Origin of the sequence: Loktanella sp. Alg231-35 (genome assembly GCF_900143545.1) — a bacterium.
In the GTDB taxonomy this organism is placed as follows: Bacteria; Pseudomonadota; Alphaproteobacteria; order Rhodobacterales; family Rhodobacteraceae; genus Yoonia.
The window spans coordinates 389,588-404,578 of the sequence record NZ_FREV01000002.1; the positions used below are offsets into that span (position 1 = coordinate 389,588).

A 14,991-nucleotide genomic window follows, 5' to 3' on the forward strand; every position below is an offset into this window, starting at 1 on the left:
GCCCCAATATCACGCCCGGCGGTATGCAGCAGCCCCGGTTGTTCGTAATCCTTTTTGACTGCCCAACCGGTGCATGTTTGACCCGGTCCAGCCATTGGCCTAAGCAAGCTATGCAATCAATGAGGCCCGTTTTGCGCATTCTCGCGATCACAACCATGCGCAACGAGGCCCCGTTCATCCTTGAATGGATTGCGTACCACCGACATATTGGTGTCACGGATTTCCTTGTTTTTAGCAACGATTGTGACGATGGCACGGATGCGTTGCTGGACCGGCTTGATGCGATGGGCGTTCTGAGCCACGTGCGCAATCATTCCGGTGGCAAGAAAACCGTGCAATGGCGTGCGCTGACCAAGGCGCAGCGGCATCCGCTAACGCGCGATGCTGATTGGATCTATGTCACTGATGTGGATGAGTTTTTATGCATTCATGCGGGCGACGGTAAGATCGCTGATCTGATGGCGGCGGTACCTGAAGCAGAAGGCTTTGCCATTCCATGGCGCATGTTTGGTAATGCCAGTGTGCAAGTGTTTAACGATACGCCGGTCACTGACCAATTCACCAAGGCAGCCCCCAAAGCATTGGTTTGGCCGTGGCGTGCGGTGCAGTATAAATCGCTTTATAAACAAACCGGTACATATGAAAAATTGGGCATTCATCACCCGAAAGCATCAAGCGCTGACGCAATGACCCATTGGGTTGATGGCAACGGCAAACCCCTGCCCCGGCACCTGGGTACTGTCGTTCCAACGACCGATCCGCGCTATGGCCTGGCGCAGATCAACCATTACGCGCTCGGTTCCGCTGAGAGTTTTCTGGTCAAGGCCGCCCGCGGCAAGCCCAATCACACCTCTGATCCGATTGATTTGGCCTATTGGTCAGATCGCAACTTCAACACGGTCACCGACACCCGCATCCAGCGGCACGGCAAGGCCATTCGCGATGGAATTGCGGCGTTGATGCAGGACCAAACCGTGGCAGAGCTGCATGCGGCTGGCGTCTCCTGGCGCAAGGCAAAGATCAAGGCACTTTTGCGTACCTCGGACTATTTCTATCTGATGGCCCGGATCAGGCAGATGCCCGAGACGCGGGTGCTGGATATGGGTGAGCAGGTTTCACTGCTTAAGCAGTTATTCGCAATCCGGCGCGAGATTGCACAGCGTAAACGCGCAGAAAAAAATCAATAATATCAGTATCTAATGCTTGGTTGTCTCAGGCAAATCGACGGTAAAGAACCACTCCGCGTCGGGGTCTTTGTCGGTGATGTCGTTGGGCAAAGAGTCAGGCCCAGCCAAATACACATGGGCCCCAAAATGCCCATGCAGACGCGAGAGCTTTTGCAATCTGTCGCCAGTAAGTTGGCCATAGAAATGCGCATAGGCCGGTGTATCGCGCAGCTCTGTGATCTTGGTCCGATGTGCCGTAACGGCTGACGCGTGGGCTGCGGCAATCTCTGGATCGGACATGAGTTTAGCCAACGTGCCCCGCATCAGCGGAAGGTTTTTCCTAATGGAATCATCTGTTTCCACGTTGTTATTCATCCGAAACCAATATGCCAAACCCTGATCCCGATCGACATGGTTCACGCGCCCGCGGTCACGCTTTACCAGAAAACTCTCGGCGGAGCGTACCGCGTAATGGTTCAGCTGCACGAGATCATACCCATAGGTCGCCGCCGTCGAGCGCCAGCCGTTGCGGAACATGTTGCGGGGCATCACCTGCCCTGATCCGTTCACCCAAGTGATCTTGTCCCAAAGCTGCGGGTTCAGCCCTTTGGGGCGATGCACACCAAGTTTGCGGAATATCCCATTGTTTAAAAACAATGTTTTGAAACCCCATGCTTGATGCGGCTTGCGGGTGTCTTCATGGGCGCAAGACTGGAACTGTTCGGTGATCGGTGCATCGTTGAACCCAGCCACATCGCCGTTCCCGAACAAACGCCATGTCATGGAAATTAGGTTCGCATCTGGCACTGCCGCAAACAGCGCATCCAGCGTGCCGTCGCCTACTTTGATGTTCACATATTCATCGACGTCGATGCAGGTCACCCATTTTGCCTTTTGAATGATTGGCTCATCCTCGGCCATTTGCAGTGCCGCATGTTGCGGGCGCAGCCTCATTTGCTGAAACTTGTTGTCCCGATGGGTCACGATGCCCTTGTCCATCAACAAATCAAGCATCGTATCGGTGCCGTCAGTGCAATCATTGGTATAAACAAGGATATCGTCAAACCCGATGGCCCGGTGATAGGCCAGCCATTCAAGGATAAACGGCCCCTCATTCTTCATCGTCGTGATAATCGCCCGGCGGCCCCTGCCCTTAGGCACATTCCTAAGCTTCACCTTGGGCGCGCGGAGGGCCTTGTGGCCAAAGGCGTCTTTGGCCTGCCGTCGCAGCGCGTCATCTTCGATCAAGGAACTTTTGGGCACGATGGTTGAAACACTGTCGGTGGGATGCCGCAGCGCCATATGCCGATGAAAACGCTGGATCTGTCGTGGGTCGGCCAGCGCGTTTCCGATCCGCAGAAGCCGCCAAGTGGCGTCTTCGGGCGCTTTGGACGGGGCGATGCACCAGCGTTTGCGCCCCCGGTCTGCATCGAACTGCGTGCAGATATGGTCGCCAAAATGGATCTCGCGCGCGTTGCGCAGGCGCCAAGGATAACAATGCTGTCCAATCAGCGCCACAACACCGTTTTGGGCGGCAATCGATTTGTCAAATACGGTGTCACCTTCGGGTACAAGCAGGTCATGCACTTCGACGTTGGCTGCGGCGCGCGCTTGCCCCAGAAAGCGGTCCTTGGCGATCTCGAACCAGTTGAGCGCACCAAGTGGTGCCGCCCAAGGGGCTGGCGGCGGGATTTTCATACGGTCTTTGCCGGGCGCACCGGGCGCACAGAATGGGTGCGCTTCGGCTGGCAAATTGGGTTTGCCAAGTGGTGTATCACTGCGCAGGACCATCACCGTGCAAGGCTGGTCCAGCGCCGCAAGGCCCTGCTCCAGCTCTGCGTCAAACGATGGGTCGCTGTCGGGCATGGCGCGGTCAAGAAGCACCACCCCTTGCAGGTCTTGGGTGCGGATATGGAATTGCAGCCAGTCCCGCACGATCCGGGCGGGTTCACCGTTTCGGATGGCAACAAAGGCGTTGCGCCCTTCAAAGATATCCTGTTCTGGTGGGCTTGGCGTGACCTGAACCGGCTGTTCACTAATGAAAAACACAGGCGCGTCGCCCGCAGGACATTGATAGCTGAGAACCACAGACCCACCGATGCTCTTGGCATCAACAAGTGCCCCACCTTGCGGAGCCGTGATGGCGGCAGGGTCCGCCCCATCCAAAAAATATAGCGTCACCCGGCACCGGTCGCCCGACTGCTGCATGACCATATCAATCAAGTGGTGGTCGCCCAGCACCTGCCCCGTCAGGCGGCGATGGATCACTGTGCCAGCCATCACTGGCCGATTTGCAGGCTGCGGGTCTTCATAGCTGATCTTATTGGGGCAATTGCGGATCAACACAAGTCTGCATCATGCCCGACCATGGGGGCATTTAGCAGTTGACGCTGACCTGCGTGATTTGAAACAACCCAAGTCGCAAAAGGGGACATGATGGCACGGGTACGCGAAGTTGGAACGCTCTGGATTGGCGGTGCCCTTAGCTGGATGGAGCAGCTTTGCCTGAAGTCCTTTGTCGATCAGGGCCAGAAGATCACCCTGTTTTCCTACGAAGATATCCCCAATGTGCCCGACGGTGTGATCCGCCGTGACGGGCGCGAGATCATCGATACTGACGATTTTATCAAATACGAGCAAAAGAACAGCTTTGCGCTTTTTGCTGATTGGTTCCGCCTGCATATGATCCACCAGAACCCCGGCATGATCTGGGTTGATACGGATGTCTATTGTCACCGGCCTATGGATTACGCCAGCGACTATGTCTTTGGGTTTGAGTTGCCGGGCGAAAAGCGTGTGAACAACGCGGTGTTGGGCCTGCCTGCCGACAGTGAGATGCTGACGCAGATGTTGGCGTTCACGTCGGACCGCACATCGATTGCCCCGTTTCTGCCGCGTGGCAAACGGCGCGACATGCAGGCACGCGCGGATGCGGGCGATCCGGTACATATCACCCAGCAGCCTTGGGGTGTGTGGGGGCCATTGATGGTGACCCATTATGTGCATGCGTTGGGTTTGCAGGACCATGTGCAGCCGCTCAACGCCTTTTACCCGCTGACGTTTCGGGATCGGACCAAGTTTCTGCGCCGTGCTGAACTGGCAGAGGGTCTCATCACGGATGAAACAACCGCGCTGCATCTCTGGGCCTCCAACAAACGGCAATTAGGCAATATTCACAGCGGCCTGCCCCCCAAAGGCAGCTATCTGGACATGCTTGTGCGCAAGCATGGGATCGTCCCGCATCAGGCCCCGATCAAGGGGCGTGGTGTTGCGGTCTTTGATGGCGCATTGGTGGATGATGTGGACCTACGCGATGTGCAGTCAGTCGCCGACATCAGCGGTGGGGCCAAAGGGCTTTGCCTTGCTATGCACCACAAATTCGATTGCGATGTGCATCTGGTGAACGTGGACAAGCGTGGCGCGTTTCAGGGTGATAACGCCGATTGGATCGCCCCATACATCACCTTCCTGACCGACAATGACGTGGAACCAGAGCGGATCAAGGTGATCCGGCAAGCCGACGCGCTGCGCCCCGTCGATGTTGTGCTGAACCTCGCGGGGTTTGGCGACCGGCACAAGGTCAAGTTCCTTGCCCCCCTTCTTGATGGCTTACTGCATTCGGACAGCCGGTTGTTCACGGATATCCGCAAAGGGTCCGGGGCGTTCCCCTTCCTGCGCGGCTATGGTGATAACATTGTGCTTTCGACCCATGACAGCGACGGTAAACCTGTCTCGCGGATCCGGTTGACGCCGATTGTAAAAGAGGCCCCGGCAAGCAACGCCGCCGCGTGGTCGGCTATTGCGCAAAAACTTGCAGGGAAAGACGGATGGTATCTGGATGGGCCGCATGGCCATAGTTTTCTGTATGCGCCGCAAAGCACAGACACTTTGGTTGTGACCTTCGATAACCTCGACATTACCATGACGAAACGCGATGACCGCCGCCCCTGGGGCTATGATCTGATCACGCAGCAAGGTTGGTCAATGCTGGGCGTGCTGGCTGGGGGGTGGACCTGGTACCGCGATCCTTGGGTCTGCGCCCAATTCGACCGGTTGCGGGATGAGGGGTTTTTCAAGCAATTCAAACGGGTTGTGTTCTATGGCGCATCCATGGGCGGTTATGCGGCCTGCGCCTTTGCGCCCGCGGCACCGGGGTGCGATGTGGTGGCGATCTCGCCCCAATCCACGGTGGATAAGACGGTTGTGCCTTGGGAAACGCGCTACAAAGTGGTCTGGGACCGGGATTTCACCGGCCCCTACGGCGATGCCGCCGAAGTGAGTAAAGCCGCGCGGCAAGTGTCGTTGATCTATGATCCTTATGAGCCGCTGGATGCCCAGCATGCGGCACGGTTCACGCATGACAATGTGCAGCGGCTGCGCGCGCCGTTGCTCGGGCACCGTTTGGGCAGTTCGTTGAACCAGATGGGGATCCTCAAACCGATCATTCTGGGGGCATTGGATGGCACGCTGACCTCTGCGGATTACTATCAATTGCTGCGACAACGGCGCAGTTCGCCGCGCTATCAGCGAGAGCTGTTCAAGCGCGCAGTGGCCAAGGGACATATCGATCTGGCCAAGGCGTTGGCCGCCTATGTGCTGCAGCGCAATCCCAACCCCGGTGTACGGCGTGGACTGCGCGACCTCGGCTAGGATCGAGACCCTAGGGCTGCATACGAATTCTATCCAATTCAGCGATTGCTTGCGCGCGGACCTCGGCCACTGGCGCGAGGGCATCAAGCTGGATCACATGCGCGCCTCGCCCTGCCATATGCTTTGCGGCCTGCTGCATGACAGATCGCCTGTGTTCGAATGTTGTTACGTCACCATGCGCCTTTTTTACCCGCGTCAGGATTTGCGCTTGGGTTTTCTTGGCTTTGACACGCTGCGACAAACGCGCGACGGCGCGTTCAAAGGCCTGTTTGGCTGGTAGATCAACAAAAATAACAGCGTCAGGCACTGGTATGGCATGACAGTAAGCATCTAACTGATCTGCCAGCTCTGGTCTTTTGGCCAGACCATAGACCCCGCGATGCAGGAAGCCTTCATCGACGACAGCAATGTCACTGAGCGCGCGATTTGCTGTATACGTCTGAAAATCAATCGCAGTGGCGACCAGCAATGCCTTTTGCGCCAGTTCCGCATCGAAAATCATGTCAATGAGCGGCATGCAATCGGAATAAGATGCGCGAAACTGCTCTAGACGATAGATTGCCCTTGGCACTGTATTTCGGCGAACAAAGCCTGGAAGACCTGGATCCTGATCCGCAATGCTACCGATGGATTTCAGCACAACATCCAAGTTGCCGTAGTGCTGTGATATCTGCGTCGTCAACGTTGATTTGCCGCTGGCCGGTAGGCCCAGCAATTCAACAAACACCGCCTCTAGACCCGTTCGCAGAGGATGTGGCGGATCTCTGATGTTTTGTCGGCGACATCCTTGACCTTGCGGGCATCAATTTCCTTAAAACCGTATTCGGACAGCATGTCGCGCGTTTGATCAACCGACATGCGGCTGCCCATCCGTTCATCATCCGGTGGGATGACATAGGGTTCGGTCAATTTCACGCCAAGCTGAAGAATAGCGAACTTGCGGGTCACGCGGGCGAACTCTGCAAGGGTTTTCTTCACATCGCGGTACAGGATGATATCGCGCAAGAACCGGGTGCTGACTAACAAGTCAAATTGCCCGTCCTCGTAAGGAAGCTCGTGAGATAGCCCGGTGGTGGTGGTGCATTTGTCAAATTCAACGCCAAGCAGTTCCTGCGCCGAACCGATCATATCCTTCGAGGCATCCAAGCCAAAAACGTCATATCCCCGTTCAAGATAATATGGCACGAAACGCCCTGTCCCAAAGGGGATATCAACGACGCTAAGATCACGTGGCAAGCCGGCAAGCAGGTTTTTCATCTCGTCTTGTTCGATGGTCCACCAGGGTTGCTTGGTCCTGACCGCTTCATAATCGGCGGCCATTTTGCCGTAGTAGCGGTCCCCCTTGACCTTTTGCATCCGTGTTTTTGCCATCTTTTCGTCCTTCGCTTGCGGCATGCCGCACAAATTCATGCATTTTGAAATGTCTACAGACCCACGCAGACAAATGGTAGTCCCCAGAACCAGCACCGGATTGAATTGCTGGTATCTGGCGCGCGTTGACCCGTTTCAAACGGCTGTGGGATGGGTGCTTGGGGCAACTAAGTGTTGCAACGCACCACGGTTTATGGTCCGCATCCAAATACCGTTTTAACCAATAGCTAAAAGCTGTTAGAGACACCGCATGACCCGTTCCATTCTGATCCTCAACGGCCCGAACCTGAACATGCTTGGCACCCGCCAACCAGAAGTTTACGGGCCGACGTCGCTTGCCGATATCGAAGCGCTATGCGTTGCAAAGGCGAAAGAGATGGGTGTCACCATCGATTTTCGTCAAAGCAACCACGAAGGCGCATTGATCGATGCGATCCATGCCGCGCGTGGCGTTCACGCCGGGATCATTTTAAATGCCGGGGCCTATACGCACACCTCCGTTGCGCTGATGGATGCGATAGCGAGCGTGGCCTTGCCTGCGGTCGAATTGCACCTGTCCAATATTCATGCGCGTGAAGAGTTCCGCAAAACCTCTTATATCTCGCGCGTTGTTGTGGGGCAGATCTGCGGGTTTGGCGCGGCTGGTTATCCCCTCGCGATGGAAGCACTTATTTCATACATCGGGGATAGTTGATGACCGCAGTTGTGAAGGCGCTTGAAAAGCTGACAAACGCGAGCACGGTTGAAGAACTGTGGGATATCCACACCCGTCAGATGGCGGCCTATGGGTTTGATCGTCTGATGTACGGCTACACGCGTTACCGCACATCCACCGGGCTGGGTGATCCGCAGGACTGGGTGCTACTGTCGACACAAAGCCGCGAGTATATGAAGGTGTTCTTTGATGAAGGCCTGTATTACCACGCCCCGATGCTCCGGTGGGCATTGGCCAACAACGGTGCCTGTAGCTGGCGCTGGATGATGGATATGAACCGCGTTGATAACCTGACCGCCAGTGAACTGCGCGTAATGGACTTCAACAAATCGATGGATGTCACCGCCGGTTACACGGTTAGCTTTCGATCCATCTCTGAGCGGACCAAGGGTGCCATTGCCCTGACCGCCAAGGCCGGGATGACGCAGGACGCGGTTGAGCAGGTCTGGGCGAAACATGGCGACGATATCATCGTGATGAACAACGTCATGCATCTCAAGCTGCTGACCCTGCCCTATTCGGGTGAACGGCGCCTGACAAAACGCCAGCGCGAGGTGTTGCAATGGGTCGGCGATGGCAAGACGACGCAGGATATCGCTCTTTTGCTTGGACTGACTGCTGCGACTGTGGAAAAGCACTTGCGATTGGCGCGCGAAGCGCTAGACGTCGAAACAACAGCGCAAGCCGTTCTAAAGGCTGCGTTTTATAACCAGATGTTTGTGATCGACGCCGATCTTTGATGACATCTTGTTGCGTTTGACGCCGCGGCAAAAGACACAAGATTTTCCAAATGGTCAGGTTTCCCTGACTTTCTTAACGTTAGGTAAACGGGCATTCTGAACATGTTCCGTGAGTGGTGGCCTAAGGCCTGGGAACGGCAGCTCATAAACCCTGTGATTTCAGGGCCCTGTGATTTGCATGTTGGCGCTGCGGGTTTGCCCGTTTGCGTCAGCGCCCACGATGGCGCCGGTCCTCGTCCCGAAATGGCCCGGTGTGATTACCGTTGCGGCTCTGCATCGTCTTCCCGTAGCAGAGTCGCACTTTTCTCCCCAGAAAAGGGAAACGGCCCGCGCGTATGTATTGTATGCGGGCCGTTTTTGCATTTTCAGGGTCTTAGGGTCGTTTAGCCGTTCAGCTTGGCCACTTCTGCGGCAAAGTCTTCTTCGACTTTTTCGATGCCTTCGCCGACTTCGAGGCGAACAAAGCCTGTGACTTCTACGCCTGCTTCAGCCGCAGCCGCTGCAACCGTAAGGTCAGGGTTCACGACGAACTGCTGGTTCAGCAACGTCACTTCGGCCATGTATTTTTTCATACGGCCTACGATCATCTTTTCGATCACAGCTTCTGGCTTGCCGCTTTCGCGTGCAATGTCCATCTGGACCTGCTTTTCCTTCTCAACCACGGCCGCATCAAGGTCAGCTTCGGACAAGGATGCAGGGTTGGCAGCCGCAATGTGCATTGCGACCTGACGGCCAAACGCTTCGTTGTCGCCGGTCATTGCGACCAGAACGCCGATGCTGCCCATGCCGGGTGCCGCTGCATTGTGGACGTAGTTCACAACAGACGCACCTTCGAGTGCTGCCATACGGCGCACGGACATGTTTTCGCCGATCACGGCAACCGCGTCAGTCACTGTCTGTTCCACGGACTTGCCGCCCATGTCGGCGGCTTTCAGACCGTCGATGTCAGATGTGCCCAAAGCCACATCAGCGATGCCAGCAACCATTTTCTGGAAGTCGGCGTTTTTCGCAACAAAGTCGGTCTCGGAGTTCACTTCGACCGCAACACCTTTGCCGCCCTTCACTGCGACAGCCACAAGGCCCTCAGCAGCGGTACGGCCGGATTTCTTTGCAGCCTTTGCAAGGCCCTTGGTGCGCAGCCAGTCAACAGCGGCTTCCATGTCGCCGTCGTTTTCGGTCAGCGCCTTTTTGGCGTCCATCATGCCTGCGCCTGTGCTGTCGCGCAGCTCTTTCACCATTGCAGCGGTGATTGCCATGTTACTTTCTCCTTAAGAGGTATAATGCGTTGCAGGCGGGGCCGATGGCCCCTGCCCGACTAATTTAGTGACGCTTACTCAGCGGTGGCTTCGGCTGGTGCTTCTGCGGCAGCTTCTTCAGCAACCGCTTCCTCAACCAGTTCTTCCATCTCGCCCATGTCGATGCCAGCGGCACCCATCTGTGCGGTCATACCGTCAAGGGCAGCACGTGCAGCCAGATCGGTATAAAGTGCGATGGCGCGGGCCGCGTCGTCGTTGCCGGGGATCACATAGTCAACGCCTGCGGGTGAGCAGTTGGTGTCAACAATTGCCACAACTGGGATGCCCAGTTTGTTGGCTTCTGCGATGGCCAGATCTTCTTTGTTGCAGTCGATGACGAACAACAGATCAGGCACGCCGCCCATTTCGCGGATACCGCCCAAGGACGCTTCCAGTTTGCCCTGCTCACGCTCCATGCCAAGACGCTCTTTCTTGGTCAGACCGGCAAAACCGTTTGCGGAGGCTTCATCAATTGCCTTTAGGCGGTTGATGGACTGCGAAACAGTTTTCCAGTTGGTCAGTGTGCCGCCCAGCCAGCGGTGGTTCATGTAGAACTGCGCTGACTTCTCGGCAGCATCCATGATTGGTTTGGCTGCTTGGCGCTTGGTGCCGACGAACAGAACGCGGCCGCCTTTTGCGACTGTGTCACGGATGACTTGCAGCGCCTGATCCAGCATCGGAACCGTCTGTGTGAGGTCCATGATGTGGATGCCGTTGCGTGATCCGTAGATGTATTGATCCATCTTTGGGTTCCAGCGCGCTGTCTGGTGGCCAAAGTGTACGCCTGCTTCAAGCAGCTGACGCATGGAGAACTCGGGAAGAGCCATGTCGTTTTCCTTTTCCGGTTTCAAGCCTCAGCGGGGGATCAGCGTTGTGCCAACCGGTGGATGTCTTGGGATTTCTCCCCAACACACCCGCCCCCGCCTGCGGGATTAAGTGAGCGCCCTATAGCTGGCGTTCACAGGTGGTGCAAGCCCATGGGCGGTCCCAAGGCAGTATTTCAAAGAATTGTCCGCTCAATGAACCAATAGGCGCCGACAAATGCGATAGCGAGCGAGCATGGCACGGCCACAAGACGGCGGTAAGCCTCTTGTTGGTCGCGCAGCCCGATGGACGCCATGCAAAGTACAAAGACCGCGGCCAACGGCCCCGCAAAGAGCCAGACAGGGTTTTCCAGCAGCGTAGAAAGCCCCGCAGGATCAAGTGCGATCAAGGCCAATGCGACAGCAAGCAAGACGCCATAAAGCACAAAGCCCCGTGCGGCCTCGTTTGCGCCGCGATCAATCCGCAGTGCTTGCCAGACGCAAAGGAACATCACGGCAATCACGAACAACTGGCCCACTTCGACGCCGACGTTAAAGCCGATCAATGCAGGCACAAATGTGGCCTCTGGCAGGCCAAATTCGGCCAAAACCGACGCAAAGCCCAGCCCGTGCAGTAGGCCAAAGATAAAGATCACGAAGGGCCGCCAGGGGCTGATCCCTTTCATGAAGATGTTTTCAACCGCCACATAAACGATAGAGAGCGCGATCAGCGGCTCAACCACGGCGATGAACTCAATCCCGAACGTGCCGAGAAAGAAATCATCCATGAACGCCGTGTAACCAAGAGCGGCAAGCGCGAGCGTGATCGTATGAGCCACGGTAAACAGCGACACCTGCAACAGCAGCGGACGGAACCGTGCGGCCAGAAAGAACAGGCCAAGCACAAACAAGATGTGATCAAGACCCTTTGGCACGATGTGGTCAAAACCCACGGGGATATAATCAACAAAGGTTTCCCAGCCGGTCGACTGGTTGCCGCCGCGCAGGCCAAACTCTTCGGACAACGCGCCTGCTTCCAGATAGCCGTCATAGGGTTCAGGTACATCCATTTGCCGCAGAACCAGCACGCCAAATTCCGACGCCCAGCCTATTTGCAATGTCTCGGCACCGTCAGGCAATTTCGCGTTGAAGGTGATAGTAGAGGGTCGCGCAGCCTCGACGTTCCCAACGGGGCCCACGTCAACCTGCACCAATTCAGGGATCAGCGGCTGGCCATCGGCGGTCAGGGTGATTCCCTGCGCCATCTGCGGCCAGAAGGCTTCGAATCGCTGTTGCAGGTCGGCGGGCGGCAGCGCGCGCAGCTCATCATAGGTGGCAGCGGCTTCGCTTTCATTGGTGTCGGCCACTTCGGTCAGGTCAATGCCCGCCACAAAGCTTTCTAGGTCGGCCCGGACTTCAACCGTAACGGTATCATCATCGGCCCGTAAATCAGCGATTGCAGGCAAAACCTCGTGCGCATTGGCCACTGACAGTGTTGTGAACCAAACCACTACGGCGCTTGACAAAACCCGAAGAAAAGCCACCTTTGCGGCAGTCAAAAAGGAAGTTCTCATGCGTCTTCTTGCCCTCATTTTTAGCATTGTTGCTCTGCCAGCGGTGGCCCATGAATTTTGGATCGAACCGTTGCAGTATCAGATTGAGGCGGACGGTAGCCTTGAAGCCAATATTGTCAATGGGGAGGAATTTGCAGGCGGCGATTTAGCCTTTCTGCCGAACCGCTTTGTGAATTTCGTCCTGTTTCTTGGTGATGATGCGGAGCAGGTCAGCGGCCGCCCCGGTGATATTCCAGCATTGCAGCAACAACCGCTTGGCGAGGGGCTTCATATCGCGGCCTATCAGGCGACCAATGCAACGGTTACCTATGAGGAATGGGAGAAGTTTCAGAAGTTTGTCGATCACAAGGATTTCGGTGACATCCGCAGCCAGCATATCGAACGCGGCATCTCGCTTGATGGCTTTCGCGAGGTCTATTCGCGCCATGTCAAAACCCTGATTGCCGTGGGCAACGGTGAAGGCAGTGACCGGCGCGTTGGCCTTGAGACAGAGATTGTCGCCCTCAAAAACCCATATACTGACGATCTGTCTGAAGGGATGAAGGTACAGGTTTATTACCGTAACGAATTGCGCGCCGATGTGCAGGTCGAGGTTTTTGAAAAAGGGCCCGATGGGCGGGTTGGCATTGGCCTTTACCGGACCAATGCCGAAGGCATTGCGACCTTCCCGGTGCGCCCCGGCTATCGCTACATGGCTGACGCGGTTGTCCTGCGTGCCCCAAACATTGAACTGGCGGCGACGTCCAATGCGTCCTGGGAGACGCTTTGGGCCAATCTGACGTTTGCTGTGCCTCAGTAACGGGTATTGCCCTTGTCTAGGCGCTGCGCCAGAAGGCCGGAATGAATAAGACACCTGATATTATATGCATTGGATCGGTCCTGTGGGATGTGATCGGGCGTGCGGCCAGCCACATGCGCGTGGGTTCAGACGTGCCAGGCCGGATCACCCGCCTGCCCGGCGGAGTGGCGATGAACATCGCGATGACGCTGCGCCGCTTTGGAATGACCCCTGCCCTGCTAACCACAATTGGGCGCGATGCCGAGGGCGAAGAACTGATTGCCGAAGTGCTGCGCATGGGCATGATCTGTGATCATATTTACCGCTCGGAAGATCTGCCCACCGACGTCTATATGGCGGTTGAAGGTGCCAACGGATTGATTGCGGCGATTGCTGACGCGCATTCGCTTGAGGCAGCGGGCGACAAGATCTTGCGTGCAATGTCAGATGGCGCGCTTGGCCGTGAAGATGCACCCTTTGCCGGACCAGTCGCCTTGGACGGCAACCTGACCGAGGAATTGCTGCAACTGATTGCCGCCTCGCCTCTTTTTGCGGCCGCTGATTTGCGCGTGGCGCCTGCCTCTCCGGGCAAGGCAGAGCGTTTGCTGGCGTTGCTGGGTCACCCGTCCGCGACACTTTACGTAAACCTCGAAGAGGCGGGTTTGCTGTGCCAGACGACATTCACTGCCTCTGCGACGGCAGCAGAGGCGTTGATTGCACGCGGCGCGCACCGTGTGCTGGTTACTGACGGCGGCCAATCTGCCTCCGAGGGCACCAAAGGCGATATCATCACCCAAACACCGCCCTCTGTTATGGTGACCCGTGTGACCGGCGCAGGCGATACCTTTATGGCGGCCCATATCGCGTCAGAGGCGCAAGGCATGGATCGCACCTCAGCCTTGACCCGCGCGCTGAATGCCGCCGCCACCTATGTTTCCGGAGAGACCCCACTATGATCCCTATTCGCTATAGCGCCGAAGTGACCCAAGCGCGCAACGAGGGCACAGCCATTGTCGCCCTTGAAAGCACGATCATCACCCACGGTATGCCGTTCCCCCAAAACGTGGAAACCGCCCGATTGGTCGAAGCCGATGTGCGCGCCGCAGGGGCCGTGCCGGCCACGATTGCGGTACTGAACGGAACACTGCACGTTGGTCTAGAAACCGGCGAGTTGGACCTGTTGGGACAGGCGCAGGATGTGGCCAAACTGTCTCGGGCAGATATGGCCGCCTGCATTGCCACGGGCGGCACAGGCGCGACAACCGTTGCGGCCACGATGATTGCCGCACATCTGGCGGGCATCCACGTCTTTGCCACAGGTGGTATCGGTGGCGTGCATCGCGGCGCGGAACACAGCTTTGACATCTCCGCCGACCTGCACGAGTTGGCGCAAACACCGGTGACGGTGGTGGCAGCGGGTGCCAAGGCGATCCTTGATCTGTCAAAAACCTATGAGGTGCTAGAGACGCTTGGCGTGCCAGTCATCGCCTACGGGCAAGACATGTTGCCTGCGTTCTGGTCTGCGACCTCTGACATGGCGGCCCCGTTGCGGATGGATAGTGCGGCCCAGATCGCCAAGGCGCAAATGACGCGCACAGCGATGGGGCTTGCGGGCGGGCAGTTAGTCACAAATCCAATTCCCATGGCGGATGAAATACCCGCAGATCACCTGCAACCCATCATTGATCAGGCACTGGCCGAGGCAGACGCACAATCCGTCAGCGCCAAGGCGGTCACGCCTTTCCTGTTAGGGCGCATTTTTGAGCTGACAGAGGGGCGATCCCTGACTGCCAATATCGCACTTGTACGCAACAACGCCCGACTTGCTGCACAAATTGCGGTCGCAATGGGGGAATTGCGCGCGGCATCATGAGCTTGCGCTTGCTGTGTGCCTCACCA

13 protein-coding genes are annotated in these 14,991 nt (G+C 56.8%); 7 read left to right on the plus strand and 6 right to left on the minus strand.

Translation table 11 applies throughout. The features are described 5' to 3' along the window. The first annotated feature begins 119 nt into the window (after positions 1 to 119). Positions 120 to 1,187, plus strand: a complete 1,068-nt coding sequence (locus tag DHN10_RS05515) for a glycosyltransferase family 2 protein (RefSeq protein WP_159086928.1) — start codon at positions 120 to 122, stop codon at positions 1,185 to 1,187. Positions 1,188 to 1,196: 9 nt separating this feature from the next. Here DHN10_RS05515 and DHN10_RS05520 read toward each other — a convergent pair whose 3' ends face one another. Beyond that, positions 1,197 to 3,509: a glycosyltransferase family 2 protein gene (locus DHN10_RS05520; protein WP_234417038.1), complete on the minus strand. Its 2,313-nt coding sequence runs from the start codon at positions 3,507 to 3,509 to the stop codon at positions 1,197 to 1,199. 93 nt (positions 3,510 to 3,602) lie between these two features. On the opposite strand from DHN10_RS05520, the gene DHN10_RS05525 reads away from it, so the two are divergent. Then, positions 3,603 to 5,816: a hypothetical protein gene (locus DHN10_RS05525; protein ID WP_108814528.1), complete on the plus strand. Its 2,214-nt coding sequence runs from the start codon at positions 3,603 to 3,605 to the stop codon at positions 5,814 to 5,816. Positions 5,817 to 5,826: 10 nt separating this feature from the next. Here the strand turns inward: DHN10_RS05525 and DHN10_RS05530 are convergent, their stop codons facing one another. Both DHN10_RS05530 and DHN10_RS05535 read right to left on the minus strand, forming a co-directional pair. After that, complete coding sequence (locus DHN10_RS05530; protein ID WP_159086929.1) at positions 5,827 to 6,333, minus strand: hypothetical protein; 507 nt, start codon at positions 6,331 to 6,333, stop codon at positions 5,827 to 5,829. A gap of 215 nt (positions 6,334 to 6,548) precedes the next feature. Continuing rightward, positions 6,549 to 7,187 carry a class I SAM-dependent methyltransferase gene (locus DHN10_RS05535; protein ID WP_159086930.1) on the minus strand — a complete coding sequence of 213 codons (639 nt, stop codon included), beginning with the start codon at positions 7,185 to 7,187 and terminating at the stop codon, positions 6,549 to 6,551. A gap of 250 nt (positions 7,188 to 7,437) precedes the next feature. Between DHN10_RS05535 and aroQ the strand changes: the two genes are divergently transcribed. After that, complete coding sequence (gene aroQ, locus DHN10_RS05540) at positions 7,438 to 7,881, plus strand: type II 3-dehydroquinate dehydratase (RefSeq protein ID WP_108814237.1); 444 nt, start codon at positions 7,438 to 7,440, stop codon at positions 7,879 to 7,881. After that, entirely contained in the window at positions 7,881 to 8,642 is a 762-nt protein-coding gene (locus DHN10_RS05545) for a helix-turn-helix transcriptional regulator (protein WP_108814238.1), read from the plus strand. Before aroQ ends, DHN10_RS05545 begins: the two co-directional genes overlap by 1 nt. Positions 8,643 to 9,025: 383 nt before the next feature. Here the strand turns inward: DHN10_RS05545 and tsf are convergent, their stop codons facing one another. The 3 genes from tsf to DHN10_RS05560 form a co-directional block, all read right to left on the minus strand. Then, complete coding sequence (gene tsf, locus DHN10_RS05550) at positions 9,026 to 9,898, minus strand: translation elongation factor Ts (RefSeq protein WP_108814239.1); 873 nt, start codon at positions 9,896 to 9,898, stop codon at positions 9,026 to 9,028. 74 nt (positions 9,899 to 9,972) lie between these two features. Further along, positions 9,973 to 10,764 carry a 30S ribosomal protein S2 gene (gene rpsB, locus DHN10_RS05555; protein ID WP_108814240.1) on the minus strand — a complete coding sequence of 264 codons (792 nt, stop codon included), beginning with the start codon at positions 10,762 to 10,764 and terminating at the stop codon, positions 9,973 to 9,975. 173 nt (positions 10,765 to 10,937) lie between these two features. Further along, positions 10,938 to 12,266, minus strand: a complete 1,329-nt coding sequence (locus tag DHN10_RS05560) for a HupE/UreJ family protein (RefSeq protein WP_234417039.1) — start codon at positions 12,264 to 12,266, stop codon at positions 10,938 to 10,940. A 46-nt stretch (positions 12,267 to 12,312) separates the two neighbouring features. On the opposite strand from DHN10_RS05560, the gene DHN10_RS05565 reads away from it, so the two are divergent. The 3 genes from DHN10_RS05565 to DHN10_RS05575 are packed head-to-tail and all read left to right on the plus strand — an operon-like array spanning position 12,313 to position 14,965. Beyond that, a complete protein-coding gene (locus DHN10_RS05565) occupies positions 12,313 to 13,113 on the plus strand; it encodes a DUF4198 domain-containing protein (RefSeq protein WP_108814242.1) in 801 nt (266 codons plus the stop codon). Positions 13,114 to 13,154: 41 nt separating this feature from the next. Continuing rightward, positions 13,155 to 14,048: a PfkB family carbohydrate kinase gene (locus DHN10_RS05570; protein ID WP_108814243.1), complete on the plus strand. Its 894-nt coding sequence runs from the start codon at positions 13,155 to 13,157 to the stop codon at positions 14,046 to 14,048. Then, the gene (locus DHN10_RS05575; RefSeq protein WP_108814244.1) at positions 14,045 to 14,965 is read left to right on the plus strand and encodes a pseudouridine-5'-phosphate glycosidase; all 921 of its coding nucleotides are present in this window, start codon (positions 14,045 to 14,047) and stop codon (positions 14,963 to 14,965) included. Before DHN10_RS05570 ends, DHN10_RS05575 begins: the two co-directional genes overlap by 4 nt. Positions 14,966 to 14,991: the final 26 nt, after the last annotated feature.

Bases quoted from the DNA above. Each gene is read 5' to 3' on its own strand.
- DHN10_RS05515 (WP_159086928.1), top strand. From the start codon at position 120: ATGAGGCCCGTTTTGCGCATTCTCGCGATCACAACCATGCGCAACGAG.
- DHN10_RS05525 (WP_108814528.1), top strand. From the start codon at position 3,603: ATGGCACGGGTACGCGAAGTTGGAACGCTCTGGATTGGCGGTGCCCTT.
- DHN10_RS05530 (WP_159086929.1), bottom strand. From the start codon at position 6,333: ATGCCGCTCATTGACATGATTTTCGATGCGGAACTGGCGCAAAAGGCA.
- DHN10_RS05535 (WP_159086930.1), bottom strand. From the start codon at position 7,187: ATGGCAAAAACACGGATGCAAAAGGTCAAGGGGGACCGCTACTACGGC.
- aroQ (WP_108814237.1), top strand. From the start codon at position 7,438: ATGACCCGTTCCATTCTGATCCTCAACGGCCCGAACCTGAACATGCTT.
- DHN10_RS05545 (WP_108814238.1), top strand. From the start codon at position 7,881: ATGACCGCAGTTGTGAAGGCGCTTGAAAAGCTGACAAACGCGAGCACG.
- tsf (WP_108814239.1), bottom strand. From the start codon at position 9,898: ATGGCAATCACCGCTGCAATGGTGAAAGAGCTGCGCGACAGCACAGGC.
- rpsB (WP_108814240.1), bottom strand. From the start codon at position 10,764: ATGGCTCTTCCCGAGTTCTCCATGCGTCAGCTGCTTGAAGCAGGCGTA.
- DHN10_RS05565 (WP_108814242.1), top strand. From the start codon at position 12,313: ATGCGTCTTCTTGCCCTCATTTTTAGCATTGTTGCTCTGCCAGCGGTG.
- DHN10_RS05570 (WP_108814243.1), top strand. From the start codon at position 13,155: ATGAATAAGACACCTGATATTATATGCATTGGATCGGTCCTGTGGGAT.
- DHN10_RS05575 (WP_108814244.1), top strand. From the start codon at position 14,045: ATGATCCCTATTCGCTATAGCGCCGAAGTGACCCAAGCGCGCAACGAG.